Annotated in this window: 16 protein-coding genes; 1 reads left to right on the top strand and 15 read right to left on the bottom strand. The window is 65.2% G+C overall.

Annotated features, from left to right (window positions below):
• Window positions 1–17 precede the first annotated feature (17 nt).
• Window positions 18–500, top strand: coding sequence for a cyclic pyranopterin monophosphate synthase MoaC (gene moaC / locus ACNI65_RS24795; RefSeq protein ID WP_416760139.1), 483 nt, complete (start codon window positions 18–20; stop codon window positions 498–500).
• A 146-nt stretch (window positions 501–646) separates the two neighbouring features.
• Here the strand turns inward: moaC and ACNI65_RS24790 are convergent, their stop codons facing one another.
• The 15 genes from ACNI65_RS24790 to ACNI65_RS24720 all read right to left on the bottom strand — a co-directional run bounded on the left by ACNI65_RS24790 (window position 647) and on the right by ACNI65_RS24720 (window position 15,217).
• Entirely contained in the window at window positions 647–1,183 is a 537-nt protein-coding gene (locus ACNI65_RS24790) for a hypothetical protein (RefSeq protein ID WP_416760138.1), read from the bottom strand.
• Window positions 1,119–1,580: a hypothetical protein gene (locus ACNI65_RS24785; protein ID WP_416760136.1), complete on the bottom strand. Its 462-nt coding sequence runs from the start codon at window positions 1,578–1,580 to the stop codon at window positions 1,119–1,121. Before ACNI65_RS24785 ends, ACNI65_RS24790 begins: the two co-directional genes overlap by 65 nt.
• The gene (locus ACNI65_RS24780; RefSeq protein WP_416760134.1) at window positions 1,577–2,326 is read right to left on the bottom strand and encodes a TIGR04255 family protein; all 750 of its coding nucleotides are present in this window, start codon (window positions 2,324–2,326) and stop codon (window positions 1,577–1,579) included. The genes ACNI65_RS24785 and ACNI65_RS24780 overlap by 4 nt, the downstream gene beginning before the upstream one ends.
• Window positions 2,327–2,678: 352 nt before the next feature.
• A complete protein-coding gene (locus ACNI65_RS24775) occupies window positions 2,679–4,493 on the bottom strand; it encodes a Wzy polymerase domain-containing protein (RefSeq protein WP_416760132.1) in 1,815 nt (604 codons plus the stop codon).
• A gap of 86 nt (window positions 4,494–4,579) precedes the next feature.
• Entirely contained in the window at window positions 4,580–5,356 is a 777-nt protein-coding gene (locus tag ACNI65_RS24770; protein WP_416760131.1) for a pilus assembly protein, read from the bottom strand.
• Window positions 5,356–6,792: an O-antigen ligase family protein gene (locus ACNI65_RS24765; RefSeq protein ID WP_416760129.1), complete on the bottom strand. Its 1,437-nt coding sequence runs from the start codon at window positions 6,790–6,792 to the stop codon at window positions 5,356–5,358. The genes ACNI65_RS24770 and ACNI65_RS24765 overlap by 1 nt, the downstream gene beginning before the upstream one ends.
• Window positions 6,793–6,917: 125 nt before the next feature.
• Window positions 6,918–7,361: a pilin gene (locus ACNI65_RS24760; protein ID WP_416760127.1), complete on the bottom strand. Its 444-nt coding sequence runs from the start codon at window positions 7,359–7,361 to the stop codon at window positions 6,918–6,920.
• 305 nt (window positions 7,362–7,666) lie between these two features.
• A complete protein-coding gene (locus tag ACNI65_RS24755; protein ID WP_416760124.1) occupies window positions 7,667–8,449 on the bottom strand; it encodes an MBL fold metallo-hydrolase in 783 nt (260 codons plus the stop codon).
• 210 nt (window positions 8,450–8,659) lie between these two features.
• Window positions 8,660–9,316, bottom strand: a complete 657-nt coding sequence (locus tag ACNI65_RS24750; RefSeq protein WP_416760122.1) for an FHA domain-containing protein — start codon at window positions 9,314–9,316, stop codon at window positions 8,660–8,662.
• A 40-nt stretch (window positions 9,317–9,356) separates the two neighbouring features.
• The gene (locus ACNI65_RS24745; RefSeq protein ID WP_416760120.1) at window positions 9,357–10,151 is read right to left on the bottom strand and encodes a Stp1/IreP family PP2C-type Ser/Thr phosphatase; all 795 of its coding nucleotides are present in this window, start codon (window positions 10,149–10,151) and stop codon (window positions 9,357–9,359) included.
• Window positions 10,148–11,218, bottom strand: a complete 1,071-nt coding sequence (locus ACNI65_RS24740; protein WP_416760119.1) for a serine/threonine-protein kinase — start codon at window positions 11,216–11,218, stop codon at window positions 10,148–10,150. Before ACNI65_RS24740 ends, ACNI65_RS24745 begins: the two co-directional genes overlap by 4 nt.
• Before the next feature lie 18 nt (window positions 11,219–11,236).
• Window positions 11,237–11,968 carry a TerC family protein gene (locus ACNI65_RS24735; RefSeq protein ID WP_416760118.1) on the bottom strand — a complete coding sequence of 244 codons (732 nt, stop codon included), beginning with the start codon at window positions 11,966–11,968 and terminating at the stop codon, window positions 11,237–11,239.
• Window positions 11,969–12,164: 196 nt separating this feature from the next.
• Window positions 12,165–13,058 carry a succinate--CoA ligase subunit alpha gene (gene sucD / locus ACNI65_RS24730; RefSeq protein ID WP_416760117.1) on the bottom strand — a complete coding sequence of 298 codons (894 nt, stop codon included), beginning with the start codon at window positions 13,056–13,058 and terminating at the stop codon, window positions 12,165–12,167.
• Window positions 13,059–13,085: 27 nt separating this feature from the next.
• On the bottom strand, window positions 13,086–14,246 hold the full coding sequence (gene sucC / locus ACNI65_RS24725) for an ADP-forming succinate--CoA ligase subunit beta (RefSeq protein WP_416760115.1): 1,161 nt from the start codon (window positions 14,244–14,246) through the stop codon (window positions 13,086–13,088).
• Between the two features lie 419 nt (window positions 14,247–14,665).
• Complete coding sequence (locus ACNI65_RS24720; protein ID WP_416760114.1) at window positions 14,666–15,217, bottom strand: regulatory protein RecX; 552 nt, start codon at window positions 15,215–15,217, stop codon at window positions 14,666–14,668.
• Between the last annotated feature and the right edge of the window lie 17 nt (window positions 15,218–15,234).

Below are 15,234 nucleotides of genomic sequence, written 5' to 3'. Positions count from 1 at the left end.
CGATTGTTGCCGCGCCCATGAGCTCGCCTCTGACCCATTTTGACGCCGACGGACAAGCCCACATGGTGGACGTCTCCGGCAAGGATGTCACGCATCGCGTGGCACGCGCCTCGGGCCGCATCCGCATGAAGCCCGAGACGCTCGCGCTGATTCGAGATGGGAACGCCAAGAAGGGCGATGTGATCGGTGTCGCCCGCATCGCGGCCATTCAAGCCGCGAAGCGAACTTCGGACCTGATCCCGCTGTGCCATCCGCTGCCGATCACCCGCGTGGCGGTGGAGTTCGCGCTGGACGAGGCGGCGGTGGCGGTGGTGTGCACCGCGCAGGTGGAGACGCACGGACGCACCGGCGTCGAGATGGAGGCGCTGACCGCCGTGCAAGTGGGCCTGCTCACCGTCTACGACATGTGCAAGGCCGCGGATCGCGGCATGGTCATGGAGCAGATCCGCGTGCTCGAGAAACACGGCGGCAAGTCGGGCGACTGGCACGCGGAGGTTTGAGCCGTCGGCATGGGTGCACAGATTGCTTCTTAGCGGACTGTTGGGATATGTCTAGCCGTCCAAGCAACGGGGGCAGACATTCTTGTGGACAGTCCACTCTGACGCAGATAGCTAGGGAATCAATCCACAGGGCGCGACGCAGGCCATCACGCAGCCTTCGGTGCGGTGGGCTGCGTTGCCATTGGCGGACAGCGATTGCAAAGCTGCACGGCCTTCAATTTCCACTGCTCTTTCGAATCCTCGCCGTCCGCCCAACCCAAGAGAACCGCGTGCTCGTTGAAGTTTTCCATCGGAGCAGCTTCGCAGGTGAGGCCTGCATCCATTGCGGCTGAAGTCGCGAAGTCCACTCGGCCGTAGAACGTCTTGTCGGTCCTAACGGTGCTCCCCAAATGCCACACGCGTTCGTCAGACGCTTCATCGCGCGAGCAAACAGAGGTTTCAAGCCGGTCGAGGAAGCGTTCGGGGAAGAACAAAGCCGGCTTCGGCCTCAAGGTCTGCTTGTTGACGTTTGCGCTGGCGTAAACGAATCGAGCCAGTTGCTGGGGAGGCTCGGCACCAGTTGAGCTAATGTGAACGTTCGCACCAGCATCGTTTTCAAACTGGCTCTCATTCGCCGGATTAGACTGCGTGAATCGAACGGAAGGAATCGAGGCTCGCTCGGATCCCTTCTGGGAGTTCAGCACTGAGCTGAACAGTCCCAGAAGTCGGTTTAAAACCGATCTCAGCTGCATAGACGATCCTCCCTTGCGGTCCCACGCTCACTGAGACCATGCCATCGTTGCCATCCCAATCAAAAGCGATTTCCCCATCGGGGTCGACAGAAATCTCTGGAGGTTGCACATCTGGGGGGAGCAACAGTGCAAACAGGATCGCCTTCGCCAGTGCTCGCATGCTGACTTCGTCCGCCTCGGCTAGGCCGAGCAACTCGTTGGCAACTGGGGATACTCCGCCGGCGATACCCCATTTTATACTCTTCACAACGTCATTGGTTTGACGTTCTGCTCGCTTAGCGAAGTCACTTGCACCTTTGGATATTCCAAAGGACGAGAAGCCTAAGATTGGCATCAAAAGGGTGCTCATTCGTACCTTCCAAGAGTTTTTTCCGTGAGATAACGGAAAAAAACTTCATTCTTGAAATTCCGCAATCGATCTGCAATCTCTCGAATTCCGCCAACATCGAGAGGATCCATCGAGCACGGACTAGCCACTTCAATATCGAGCAATACGCTAGCTTCACTGCCATCAGGTGTCAGCCCCTCAAGGACCTGCGTGACATTCGCTAACATATCATCCTGTCCAAAGCTAACTCTGGACATGTACCCGCGAAGCATTTGAGGCAAACCATCCGGAATATCCGGAGGCGCCACCAAATACTCTCTGAAATCGACAATCGGCAACGGCAACTGGATGGCGTTGATGTATCGAACTGCAATCTGGTCGACACGCGCCATAGGAACTGATCTAGCAAACCCACTCCAGCATTCGAATGCTGGAGTGGCCATGCTTTCCCAATTTTCGTATCCAGCCAGCCTGCTAAAGGTCAACTCACGCGCCTTCAACTGCACGACATCGCGATGCTTGCCAATAGGTAGGTCAACCCGCTTGCCAACGCGAGTCGCGGAATGCAGTGAATTTGGCTCCCCTTCCGCAGCATCAAGCTTAAAAGTAACCTCTCCATCCCAAATGTCATTTACTTGGGAGCCAGAAACTGCAATCTTGTTCGCATAGGCGACCACAAGATCAATTGGAGACTTCGGTGTTTCGCACCGAATGTCGATCAGCGCTTCACGGATTGGAGCGTTGCGAAGATGCCGTTGTGTTGCCATTGAAATCTTCTGTGGCGAATGCGTCTTGCAGGTAGAAGCCACTTCGTGACTTTAAGAACATTACCGATCACGCAGAGCTTGAAGCTGTTCCTGACCCACGAACAGTGGGTAGACGAATATAGCTGCAATATGGACCTCGTGTGCGGTCTTCTTCATTCTTCCTCTTCGGGCAGGTACAAGAACGGGCAAGAGTTTTCACGCACGGTGCGCATAGCTGCCGAAATCGCCAGCTTTTGTCCAATCCACGTCGACAGGGGTCTGAGTTCGGCGCATTGCCGTTCGTTCGTGGGAACCAAGTGGGCTTACTCAGTGCCTGCCTCATGCGCAGGACCCAGGATGACAGCAAGGCAGCTCAGCGCAGCTCGCGGAAGCTGTACTCGCGCTGCGGCGGCTCGCACTGGAAGGGCTTGGCCGCGGCGCCGAGATCGGCGACCTCGTCGCATTCGCCCAGCCATTCCTGGCTCGCGTTGTTGCGGAACTCGCGCAGGCGGGCGACCACGTAACGCGCCTTGTCGGTCTCGCCGACCGCGTTCAGCGACCGGGCCCACGCCATCATGAGCCGCGTGTCGATCAGGTGGTGGCCGGTCTCGCGCGCCGCCAGCAACGCCACGGCACCGGGCGGCTGCACGGTGGCCTCGGCGTAATCGGCCTGGAGCGCGAACAGCGGCGAGCGCTGGCCCGAGAGGATGCGGTCATCCAATGAAGCCGCCCCCGCCGGCGGCGCGTAGATGTGCACGATGCGCAGATAGTCGGCAACGACCAGCGGCACCAGCGCCGCGACGATCACCCCAACGGCGGCCAGCATCGGTCGACGAATACCCGCCTCAGGGGGAACCGCGGCGCGGGTCGCCGCGGATGGCTTCTCCGACTCCCCCACACGGGCACGGCACAGGCCGTAGGCCAATGCGGCGGGCAGCAGGAAGTAGGCATACCAGAGGGGGTACTCGAACTGGCTGTGCAGGCCGATCATCGCCACCAGCATCGCCGCGCAGCGCGTGGCCGCGCTGCCGCGCACCGCGCCAGCGAACGCGCGCCACAGGCCCGCGGCCAGCAGCGCCAGCGTCACCAGGCCCAGCGGCAGGCCCATCTCGACCAGCAACTGCAGCTCCAGGTTGTGCGTGTGGTCGAAGAACGCGACCGGACGGTCCGGGAACGGCGTCATCGTCCAGGCGAAATTGAAGTCGCCCCAGCCTGAGCCCGTCAGCGGATAACGCTGCAGCAGCCCGATCGCGTTCTTCACGATCGCGATCCGCGACGGCGATCCGGCGCCCTCCTCGGACACGCGCGACTGCGCGCCGAAGGCGTGGTGGCTCATCGAGGTGTAGAGCTCCAGCAGCGCCCAGCTGATCGCGAACATCACCAGCGTCGAGCCCAGCGCCCAACGCACGCTCGGCGTCAGGCGGCGGTCGACGAGGCCCCAGACCGCGAGCATCGCCACGCCGATCATCCCGGTGCGCGAGGCGCTCAGCAGCACGCAGAAGACAAACAGGAACAGCAGCCCGTGCAGCGCGATCGTGCCGCGCATCGCGCTGCCCAGCCGCCGAGCCAGCCAGCCGCCCTGCGCCAGCCAGACCGACGCGACGCAGGCCCACATCAGCAGGCTGGCCAGATGGTTGGGTTGGCGCATGTTGCCCACGGCGCGGCCGGCCAGGCCGGAACGAGCGATGAACGTGCCGTCGGCGATCGACGGGAAGAACATCTGCACGATGCTGACGATCACGCTCAGCAAGCCAGCACCCACCAGCGCGATGCAGAACATCGTCAGCACCGGATCGCGCTGCGCCGGTGACACGGCCTGTCCGGCCTGCACGGCCAGCAGCGCGCCCAGCAGCATGGCCAGGCTGGTCAGCGACATCGACCAGGGCAGTCCGTGCGTGAACGGCGCGGCCAGGGCGACCACGGCCATCAGCGCCAGGCCCAGCGACACGCCGTCCCACTTCAGGCCCGCGACCAGCGAGCGTCCCCAGGCCAGGCCCGCGACGAGCAGGCCCAGGCCGGCGAAGGCCATCAGCTGGTTGTACAGCGTGGCCGACGGCGTCTGGTTGTAGGCGATCAGCGGTGCCAGCGTCACGCCCAGCAGCAGGCCGAGTCCGGTGAGGAACTGGCGATGCGGCGCGGCGGTCGTGGCGGGGAAATCGGCGGCAGGCGCCGTCGCGGCGAGCGTCATGGACGATCCGGGTCGTGAGGACAGGGCGGAACTCTACCGCCCTTGCCGGCACTTGCCGCCCGTCAGATCGGAAACAGCAGGAACGCTCAGAAAGCGTCGATCGGCGCGAAACCGACGGGTTCGCCCGTCGTCTTGTCGATCAGCACGGACCAGTCGGTCCGGCGCGCGATCATCGGAATCACCGCGAGCTGCTCGACGGGCCGACCCGTGCGGGCGATGGCGGCGTCGAGCGCGGCCCGATCGGTGGCGCGCGACATCAGCGGCGCCAGCTGATGGGCCACCTTCAGCGCGTGGCGCCGGCCCTCGTCGCCCCAGGGGCGCCAGAACAGCGGCCGCGCGCCGATGTCCGCGCCCTCGAGCGCCTTGAAGATCACGTCGCCGCGCTGCGCGTCGGTGGGTTCCGCGGTGTCGACCAGCCGCGGGCCGTCCAACGGCAGCGACCGCAGGCCCTCGACGGCCTGGGGCAGTTCCTCGGCGACGACGTCGTGAGCGATGGTCAGCCGGAAGCGCTGCGTCTCCAGCGCCAGCACGGCCGGACGCGCGATGTAGACGGTGTGCAGCCCGTATCCGAGCGCCGCCAGCTGCAGCATCACGATGATCGCCAGGTCGCGCTTGAGCTCGCGCATCGGCTTGCGGATGTCGAAGATCGCCAGCGTGATCAGCGGGCCCATGACGATGTCCACGCCCATCACGAGGAACAGCAGGCTCTCGCCGCCGGAGATGATCCGGTAGGGCCAGGGATACCAGACCAGCAGCACGACCGTCGCGACGATGGCAGCCACGGCCAGGCAGCTCAGCAGGTGGACGCCGGCAGCGCGCGCGCGGCGGCGCCATTCGAAGGGGGCTTTCAGGGAAGTCGACATCAGAACCAACCGTGAGACCAGAAACGCGGCGTCAGGGCCGCTCGACCGATGGACATTTTCATCGCTTCGCCTGTGTGAACGTGGGGCACGTCGTCCGCCGCCTCGACGAAGGCCTGCCCCGTCGCGACGACGATGGCCGTGAGGACCACCAGCCGCGCGGCCAGACCGGTCCGCGTCCGGGGTGCTCGCTGCGCGTCACCGGGACGCAGACCGAGCAGCAGCGCGATGAGCACCGCGATCCAGAGCTGCGAGATCGGCATGACCCAGTTGCCGGAGAACGCGCTGTCGACCAGCATAGCGGCCGTGGCGGCCAACAGCGCGCCGGCCAGGGCGGTGTTCGACGACGCCACTCGACGCAGATCGGCGAAACGTCCCCGCAGGAAGACCACGCCCAGCACGACGATCAGCGCGCAGGCCGGGGCGCCGCACTCGGACAGCAGCTGCAGGTAGACGTTGTGAGGATGCGCGGCCACCGGATTGACGGTCTGCGCGAAGTGCATGGGCCCCACGCCCAGCCACGGCGAGCTCAGGAACAGATCGACGGCCTGGTCCACGAGCACGTTGCGCCGGTGCGTGTGCAGGACGTTGTCGATCATGGGCACGGTCAGGTGGCGCAACCACAAGGTCCAGGCCAATCCCATCGCCAGGGCGCCAGCGCCCAGCGCGGCGCCCGTGCCCGCGACGTAACGCCAGGCCGGCCGGCCCAGCACGCAGGCGGCGACGATCGCGCCCACCAGCAGGCCCAGCGTGGTGGCCCGTGCCACGTACAGGGAGAGCAGCGCACCGGCCGTGATCAGGGCGATGGCGGCGGCGGCACGTAGCCAGCGCGAGCCCCCCTGCCGCATGAGCACCACGCCGATCAGCGGCAGCGCGATGGTCTGCGCATGGTTCAGGAACCGCGGGTTGTCGAAACCGAAGACCAGCTCCCAGGGCGTGAAGGGCTCGCTGGAGAAGCAGGCGGCGACCAGCATCGCCGCCCAGATCGATCCATGGATCGCGGCACCGACGGTGATCACATCCAGGAAGCGGTCGCGGATGGCGTGGTCTGACAGCGCCAGCGCCAGAGGCCGGGCCAGCAGCAGCACGCTGCCCAGCAGCAGCACCTCCCGCACCGCGATCAGCGGATGGACCGCGGTCAGGCAAGAGGCAAGGATCAGCAACCCCAGCGTGGCGAGCGCCGCCGATGTCCAGGAAGGCGTCGCGCGCGATCCGGTTGTCCGCTGGGTTGGCGACGTCGAGAAACCCGTCGGAGACAAGGCCCAGATCGCCGCGCCGGCCACCAGCAGCACCAGCTGCGCGATGCGCGCGACATCGTGCGGGCCCAGCCGAGTGGGGATCGCGTTGTAGAGCAGCGGCACGGCCCACAGCGCGCCAGCGAGGCCGATGGCCAGCCAAGCCTGAGGGAGGGAGCGGGTGGAGGCGTGTTGCAGGTTCAAGGCGGCCAGATGGTAACGCCGGAGACTCGGCCTCCAACGGGCGGCCGAGTCGCCAAAAAAAATGGAGCCCGGAGGCTCCATTCATTGATGACGCCCGCGAGGGGCGTCAGCCGAGAGGCTCAGGCTCAGGTGCCCTTGCACGAAGCCGGCAGGTACTTGGCCTGGATGGTGCCCGTGCAGGCCCAGGTCACTTGGTCGGTCAGCGTGCCGCCGTTGGTGACGCGGGTGCCGGTCAGGACGATGTTGTTGGCGTCCACGCCGGTGCCGATGGCTTGAGCCGTGGCGGTCAGGACAGCGGTGGTGCCGCCGGTGTAGGTCATCGCCGACACGTACTTGGTCGGGTTGAATTCCAGGCCCAGCGTGGCTTGGTCAGCCGGGAACGAGCCCTTGACCGACAGCCATTCCTGAATGGCGGCCTTCGGCTGGCTGGCAACGCCAACGACTTCCGAAACCTTGGACTTCTTGATGTAGTCCGAGTAGGCCGGCAGGGCCACGGCAGCCAGGATGCCGATGATCGCCACGACGATCATCAGTTCGATCAGGGTGAAACCTTGTTGAACGCGCTTCATTGAAAAACTCCTAGGAGAGAGAGTGAGGTAGAGACGAGCCTTCTGTACGCAGGGCCCGTGCCAGCCCGTTTGCTTCTGCAAATCGTGAACGACATCACGCCTCATCGGGGCATCGTGCGCTGATCGCCACGGACGACTGACGCTTTTTGTCAGCCCACCTGCCCAGATTTGTCACCCGCCGCCGGCCTGACAAAGTTTGTCGCCCCCCATTCCGGTGAACTCCCCCGTCCGAGGGCAACGCTGAAAACAACACCGCCCGCGGTGGATATCCAGCGCGGGCGGCGGGGGAGATCGTCAAGAAGCCGTCAGCCCAGCGTGAACTCCTGGAAGTTCTCCAGCGCGGAGATCCGATGCGTCGTCTTGATCGCCGTCACCGCCTCCATCACCGCCGCGCGCTCGCCCGGCTTGATGTGGGTGATGTGGACGTCGATCGCGCCGTTCAGCTTGGCGAGCTCCTCGCGCAAGGTCGTCGGGCACAGGTGCTTGCTGATGCCCGCCAAGCCGCATTCGTCGTCGCCGAACGCGCATTCGATGATCAGGTGAGCCACGCGGATCTCCGCCAGGCGCTGCCACAGCGCCGGATTCGGGCCGGTGTCGCCGGTGAACACCCAGTGGCCGCTCTCGCCGCCATCGACCGCGAAACCCACCGCCGGCACCGTGTGCGCGGCGCTCAGCACCTCGACCTGTCGGCCGCGGCCCAGGTCCAGGCGCTCGCCGACGGCAAATTCATGGAAGGTCAGCGCGGGGCGCTCCCGCGTGGGCAGCCGGGTGAAATCGGGCCAGATCACGCCGTTGAACACATGGGCGCGCAGGGCTTCGAGGGTCTCCGGCAGCGCATGAACCCGCACCGGCGGTCGACCCGCCTGCGCGCGACGGCGCTGCACGGTGTCCGCGAGCAGGCCGATCGCCAGCACGTGGTCCAGATGGGAGTGCGTGACCAGGATGTGATCGACCTGGACCATCGCATCGACGGTGAGCTCGGCCACACCGCTGCCGGCGTCGATGAGCACATCGTCGTCCAGCAGGAATGAGGTGGTTCTGTAGCCAGCCGCCAGGGCGCCGGCGCAACCGAGCACGCGAATCTTCATGCGCTGCACTGTAGAGGCAGCGCCGCACCGCGCTAAGCGCCGAATCCTCGAACTGGGGACTTATTGCCGTCGCTTACGCGACCCCGCCGGGATGCCGTGAAAACCTGCACGCGTGTCGGCAATCGCCCGACAGAACGGAAGCATCTCGATACATCCATGACAGCCCGGAAGGCCCATGGCGACGGGCATCGGGCGCGTCACCGTGCGTCGTCAGACCTGCACGAACTGCATCTGCGTGCCGGCCAGCTCGATCACATCGCCGTTCTTCAGCGGGACCGATTCCGCGGTCAGCGGCGCGCCGTTGACCACTGGCCGGGCATTGCCCTCGACATGCGCGAACACGTAGCCGCTGGGACGCTTGGTGATGGAAGCCACCTGCACGCCGGGCTTGCCGACCGTCGTCACGACCTTGGTCAGCGTGACCTCGCGGCCGGCCGCCGGGCCGTTGAGCACCTTGATCGCCGCCGGCGAGGTCGCCACCGGCGCCGGGCCGAGGCCACCGAACGAGGAAGGCAGACCGAAACCGCTGCTCGGGGCCGTGCCCGGGCGCAGGATCATCGTCTTCTCGTAATCGGCGTTGTCCTCGACCAGGTACTTGATCTTGTACTTGCCGACCTCGATCACATCGCTGTGCGAGAGCAGCTGCTTCTTGATCGCCTTGCCGTTGATGTACGTGCCGTTCGTCGAGTTCAGATCCTCGATGAACACATCGGCGCCAACCATCTGCAGCACGGCGTGTTCGCCGCTGACCGCGAGGTTGTCGATCACGATGTCGTTATACGGCCGACGGCCGAGCGTGGTCTTGTCCTTGGTGATCTGCACTTCCTTGATCACCACGCCGTCCAGCGACACCACCAGCTTGCCCATGCTTGACCTCGAGTCCTGTCTTTATTTGTAGTGGGCCGCCTCAGCGGCGCCCATTGTTACGACTGAATGGCCACCACGCCCATGGCTTGGTGCGACTTTCCGCGCGAACCAGAACGATCGCAATATTATCCTTGCCGCCCATGTCATTGGCTGCGTCCACCAGCGCCTGCGCCGCTTCGGGCAGGTCACTGTGGCTTTGCAACACCTGTGCCACGCTGACGTCATCGACCATGTCGGACAGTCCGTCACTGCACAGCAGGATCTGATCACCCGGCAGCAACTCGTGCTGATGGACCTCGAGCATCACCGTGTCCTCCACGCCGACCGCCCGTGTCACCAGATTCTTGTTGCTGCTGAACACCGCTTCTTCAGGTGTCAGTAGACCCGCATCGATCTGCTCCTGCAGCAACGAATGGTCACGGGTCAGTTGCACCAGTTGCCCTTCGCGATATCGGTAAGCGCGCGAATCGCCGACATGGCCCAGCAGCAGGCTCTGTTCCCGGAACACCGCCAGCACCAGGGTCGTCCCCATCCCGGCATACCGCGGATTGGTGTTGGCCGCGTTGAAGATCGCCCGATTGGCGTTGTCCACGCAGATGTCCATCGCGCGGCGCACGTCGATGTCGGTGGCATGCTGGCCCGCCTCCGACAGCCAGCGTCCGAGTTCGGACTTGATGAAGGTCGTCAGCATCTGGCTGGCGACTTCCCCGGCGTTGTAGCCGCCCATTCCGTCCGCGAGAACCGCCAGCCCGACGCCCGGCTCCAGGGCGACCGAGTCTTCATTGTTGTCGCGCACACGTCCGGTGTCGGTGGCGCTGAAGAACTCCAGGGTCATGTCTTGCTGGCGGGATCGGCTGGGGGAAGGGGATTGTGCACTGCGCCCTGGGACTGTAGCCGCAAAGTTTGCTCGAATGCCTGTCCCGCCGGTGGGGGGGGTGTGGCGCCAGTGCTATTGGCCAGTTCGACCGGAATCTGGCTCAGCACGGCCTCCAGGTCCTGTGCCAGCACGTCGCCGCGCTGGTAACGCAATTCGGGACGTTTCTCCAACGCCAGCGCCACCACCAGGGCCAGCGATTCGGGCAGCTCCGGACGGAGCTGGCGGACATCGGCGGCGGTCTGATTCATGATCTGGTGCATCAGGGTCGCCATGGACTCGGACTGATGCGGCAGATTGCCGGTGAGCAACTGGAACAGCATGGCGCCCAGCGAATAGAGATCGCTGCGGCCATCGACCTGCAGTCCCGCGAGCTGCTCGGGCGACATGTACGACGGCGTGCCCAGCACCAGGCCGGTCCGCGTCCGGCTGCCGTCGGCGACCCGGGCGATGCCGAAATCCATGATCTTCACGCTGCCCGAGGCGCGCTCGAGCATCACGTTGGCCGGCTTGATGTCGCGATGCACGACCCCGTGACCATGGGCGTACTGGAGCGCTCTCGCCAGACGCGCGCCCAGCAGCAGCACCTCTCGCAGCGGCAGCAGCTGACCGGGGCGGGTGTGGTGGCTGAGGTCCTGGCCCACGACGTATTCCATCGCGATCCAGGTGTCGCCCGCGCATTCGCCGGCGTCCAGCACCCGCAGGATGTCGGGGTGATCGAGGTGACGCGCGGCGCTCGCCTCGCGCATGAAGCGGTCGCGGACATCGACCAGATCGTCCGGCGAGAACTCGCGCTGCAGCGCCAGCCGCTTGATCGCGACGGTCACGCCGCTGCGCCGGTCGACGGCGCGATTGACCACCGCCATCGCGCCGCGACCGATTTCCTCGCCAATCTCGTAGTTGTCGAGCGCCACGCCCGCCGATCGCGGCATCGGCTGCGTCGTCGGCAATGAATCGGGCGCGGCGAAGCCTTCGTCGTCAGACGCACCCCGGCCCAGCAGTCGCTTCAGGAAGCCGGAGGCGCTCATGACATGGCGGGCCTTTCGTCAGGCTTGTGCCGGCTTGCGAGCGGCCAGCAGCTTGCCGACCGCCAGCACGAACAGCGCGCCACCGACGCCCAGGGCGTAATAGACCTGCGGCAGGACCTCGGTCGTGCCCGGCTTGCTGCCCGCCTGCATCGGCACCCAGCTGTTGAGCGCGGGATCGGTGACCACCATCGTCCCGGCGATCCAGCCCAGCAGCATCGCGCCCAGCGTGATGACGATGGGGAACTTGTCCATCAGCTTGATCACGAGCTGGCTGCCCCACACGATGATGGGGATCGACACCAGCAGGCCGAAGATCACCAGCGGCATCTGGTGATGGGAACCGGCACCCTCGGCAGCGCCGGCGATGGCGATCACGTTGTCCAGGCTCATCACGAAGTCGGCAATGATGACCGTCTTCACGGCGCCCCAGAGCTTGTCGCTGGCTTCCATCTTCGAGTGGTCATCCTCCGCCTCGGGCAGTAGCAGCTTGATGCCGATCCACAGCAGCAGCACACCGCCGACCAGCTTCAGGAACGGCAGCTTCAGCAGCGTCAGCGCGAAGAAGATCAGCACGACGCGCAGGACGATGGCACCCGCGGTGCCCCACAGGATGCCCTTGGTGCGCAGGTTCGGTGGGAGCTTGCGGCAGGCAAGCGCGATGACGACGGCGTTGTCGCCACCCAGCAGGATGTCGATCAGGATGATCTGGCCGACGGCGAGCCAGAACTCGGGGCTGGAGAGCATGTCCATAGATGGGGGTCCGCGCCGGGACCTTGCGCGAACAAGGGCCCAGTCTAAAGCGTTGGAGGGTTGAACGAACGAAGGGGCCCGTCGGGCCCCTTCTTCGGTTCGGGGAAAGCGAACGGATTGTCCGCTTTCACCCCCCGGAACCGCAGTGCGTGAAATTACGCAGCGGCGGTCTCCAGCATCAGGTTTTTCCTGCTACTTACAGCAGGCCCTTCAGCAGCTTGCCCATTTCGGACGGATTGCGCGTCACGGTGAAGCCGCACTCTTCCATGATGGCGAGCTTCGCATCGGCGGTGTCGGCACCACCCGAGATCAGCGCGCCGGCGTGGCCCATGCGCTTTCCGGGAGGGGCGGTGACGCCGGCGATGAAACCGACGACCGGCTTCTTCATGTTGGCCTTGCACCAGCGGGCGGCTTCAGCCTCGTCCGGGCCACCGATCTCACCGATCATGATGACGGCGTCGGTATCCGGATCGTCGTTGAAGGCTTGCATCACGTCGATGTGCTTCAGACCGTTGATCGGGTCGCCACCGATGCCGACGGCCGACGATTGGCCCAGGCCGATCTCGGTCAGTTGGGCGACGGCTTCATAGGTCAGCGTGCCGGAGCGCGAGACCACGCCGATGCGGCCCTTGCGGTGGATGTGGCCGGGCATGATGCCGATCTTGATCTCGTCGGGCGTGATCAGGCCGGGGCAGTTCGGGCCCAGCAGCAGCGTCTTCTTGCCGCCGGCCGCTTCCTTGGCCTTCATCTTGTTGCGCACTTCCAGCATGTCACGGACGGGGATGCCTTCCGTGATGCAGATCGCCAGATCCAGGTCGGCCTCGACGGCTTCCCAGATCGCGGCGGCGGCGCCCGCGGGCGGCACGTAGATCACCGAGACCGTCGCGCCGGTCTGGGCCGCGGCTTCCTTGACGGTGCCGTAGATGGGGATGTCCGAGAACTTCTCGCCCGCCTTCTTGGGGTTCACGCCGGCGACGAAAGCGTTCTTGCCGTTCGCGTAGGCCTGGCAGCCCAGGGTGTGGAACTGACCGGTCTTGCCCGTGATGCCCTGGGTGATGACCTTGGTGTCCTTGTTGATGTAAATGCTCATGTCGTATTCCTTGGCTGGGTCGGCGGCTTACTTGACGGCGGCAACGATCTTCGTCGCGGCTTCGGCCATGGTGTCGGCGGCGATGATGGGCAGGCCGGACTCGGCCAGCATCTTCTTGCCCAGCTCTTCGTTGGTGCCCTTCATGCGGACGACCAGCGGCACATTCAGGTTGACGGCCTTGCAGGCCGTGATGACGCCTTCGGCGATGGTGTCGCACTTCATGATGCCGCCGAAGATGTTCACGAGGATGCCCTTCACCTCGGGGTTCTTCAGCATGATCTTGAAGGCCTCGGTGACCTTCTCGGCCGTGGCGCCGCCGCCGACGTCCAGGAAGTTGGCCGGCTCGCCGCCAAACAGCTTGATGGTGTCCATCGTGGCCATGGCCAGACCGGCGCCGTTCACCAGGCAGCCGATGTTGCCGTCCAGCGAGATGTAGGCCAGGTCGAACTTGGACGCTTCGATCTCAGCCGGATCCTCTTCGTCCAGGTCGCGGTAGGCGACGATTTCCGGGTGACGGAACAGGGCGTTGGCGTCGAAGTTGAACTTGGCGTCCAGGGCGATCAGGTTCCCCTTGGAGTCGCAGTTCAGCGGGTTGATTTCCACCAGCGACGCGTCGGTGTCCATGTAGCACTTGTAGAGCTTGGCGAACAGGTCGACGGCCTGGTCCACCGAGGCGCCGGTCAGGCCGATGGCCGCGGCGATCTTCTTCGACTGCTCGGTGGTGATGCCGGTCAGCGGATCGATGTACTCGGTGATGATCTTCTCGGGGGTCGAGTGCGCGACTTCCTCGATGTCCATGCCGCCTTCGCTCGACGCGATGAAGGCCACCTTCTGGGTGCCGCGGTCGGTCACCAGCGAGATGTACAGCTCGTTCTTGATGTCCGCGCCTTCCTCGATGTACAGGCGGCGGACCTTCTGACCGGCCGGGCCGGTCTGGTGCGTGACCAGCTGCATGCCGAGGATCTGCTCGGACAGCGCCTTCACGTCGTCCAGGCTCTTGCCCAGCTTGACGCCGCCGCCCTTGCCGCGGCCACCCGCGTGGATCTGCGCCTTGACCACCCAGACCGGGCCGCCCAGTTTCTGCGCGGCTTCAACCGCTTCTTGCACCGTGAACGCGGGAATGCCGCGCGGCACCGGCACGCCGAACTGGCGCAGGATTTCCTTGCCCTGGTACTCGTGAATCTTCATAGGGAGGTCTCGCTTGATGGATGGATCAGGAAGAGGCCGCCAACGCCGCGAACAGTCCGCGGTGCCGGCGCAGAGAGGAGGTTTGCAGTGCAGGAATCAGCCACGCCAGCGCCTCGGATCCCCCGTCTTCGCGGCCATAGGCACGCGCGTCGACGGTGCGACGGAGGTGCGGCGGATGGCGCTCGGGGGAGGCGGTGGAAGACATAAACCGGTGCAAACACGCAAAAACACGCCCGCGGACAACGTCAGCGGGCAGATTTGCGAAGCCGAAAATGTAGCATGCTGCGCTGCATCAGGCCTTTGGCGCGGTTGCGACGCGCACTGGCGTAGGCTTGTCAGCGGCCCGCAAGCTGCGCGTGGCGCACGAAATTACGGGCAGTTTCAGCGCTAGCGGGCGCCGATCACCGCGTGTCACCGCTTCAGGTGTCAGGCCCGGCGGCCACGCGGCGAACCGCCCGCCGGGCCAGCTCCGGACCGAATCCGCGACCGATCAGGAAGCGCAGGCGTTTGGCCTCGGCGGAGGCGTCCTCGGGCGCACCCTCTCCGAACCTGCGACGCAGCAGCTCGCAGGCACGGTCGAGCTCACCCGCTGACAACGCCGCGCGTTGATCCGCGTCGAGCGCCAGGCCGTGCTGCGCCAGCTCCTGTTCAATGCGTCGCTGGCCGAAGCGCTGCGATCTCACGTGCAGGCGGGATTCGACGAACCGGGATTCGTCCAGGTAGCCGTTGGACAGGAGCCAGGCGATCACGGCGTCGACTTCTTCGCCCAGATCCGGGACGTCCTCCTCCGAGGAGCTGGACTCGACGCCATCACTGCCCGCGGCCTGTGCCGACCGGTCTCGCGCGATGCGCAGCAGCTTGCGCCGCAACTCCATCGCGCTGTGCTCGCGCTGGGCCAGCAGCGCGACCGCTCGCGCCTTCAGCGACAAGGGCTGCGAGGCACGACCCCGCCGGCCTTCGGTCGGGGTCATGCCGTGGGTGCCCCGTG

The organism is Roseateles sp. So40a (assembly GCF_048081605.1).
Taxonomy (GTDB): Bacteria; Pseudomonadota; Gammaproteobacteria; order Burkholderiales; family Burkholderiaceae_C; genus Roseateles.
The sequence above is the reverse complement of the archived record's forward strand: the minus strand, read 5'-3'. Positions and strand labels throughout refer to the sequence as shown.

Bases quoted from the DNA above. Each gene is read 5' to 3' on its own strand.
- moaC (WP_416760139.1), top strand. From the start codon at position 18: ATGAGCTCGCCTCTGACCCATTTTGACGCCGACGGACAAGCCCACATG.
- ACNI65_RS24785 (WP_416760136.1), bottom strand. From the start codon at position 1,580: ATGAGCACCCTTTTGATGCCAATCTTAGGCTTCTCGTCCTTTGGAATA.
- ACNI65_RS24780 (WP_416760134.1), bottom strand. From the start codon at position 2,326: ATGGCAACACAACGGCATCTTCGCAACGCTCCAATCCGTGAAGCGCTG.
- ACNI65_RS24775 (WP_416760132.1), bottom strand. From the start codon at position 4,493: ATGACGCTCGCCGCGACGGCGCCTGCCGCCGATTTCCCCGCCACGACC.
- ACNI65_RS24770 (WP_416760131.1), bottom strand. From the start codon at position 5,356: ATGTCGACTTCCCTGAAAGCCCCCTTCGAATGGCGCCGCCGCGCGCGC.
- ACNI65_RS24760 (WP_416760127.1), bottom strand. From the start codon at position 7,361: ATGAAGCGCGTTCAACAAGGTTTCACCCTGATCGAACTGATGATCGTC.
- ACNI65_RS24755 (WP_416760124.1), bottom strand. From the start codon at position 8,449: ATGAAGATTCGCGTGCTCGGTTGCGCCGGCGCCCTGGCGGCTGGCTAC.
- ACNI65_RS24750 (WP_416760122.1), bottom strand. From the start codon at position 9,316: ATGGGCAAGCTGGTGGTGTCGCTGGACGGCGTGGTGATCAAGGAAGTG.
- ACNI65_RS24745 (WP_416760120.1), bottom strand. From the start codon at position 10,151: ATGACCCTGGAGTTCTTCAGCGCCACCGACACCGGACGTGTGCGCGAC.
- ACNI65_RS24740 (WP_416760119.1), bottom strand. From the start codon at position 11,218: ATGAGCGCCTCCGGCTTCCTGAAGCGACTGCTGGGCCGGGGTGCGTCT.
- ACNI65_RS24735 (WP_416760118.1), bottom strand. From the start codon at position 11,968: ATGGACATGCTCTCCAGCCCCGAGTTCTGGCTCGCCGTCGGCCAGATC.
- sucD (WP_416760117.1), bottom strand. From the start codon at position 13,058: ATGAGCATTTACATCAACAAGGACACCAAGGTCATCACCCAGGGCATC.
- sucC (WP_416760115.1), bottom strand. From the start codon at position 14,246: ATGAAGATTCACGAGTACCAGGGCAAGGAAATCCTGCGCCAGTTCGGC.
- ACNI65_RS24720 (WP_416760114.1), bottom strand. From the start codon at position 15,217: ATGACCCCGACCGAAGGCCGGCGGGGTCGTGCCTCGCAGCCCTTGTCG.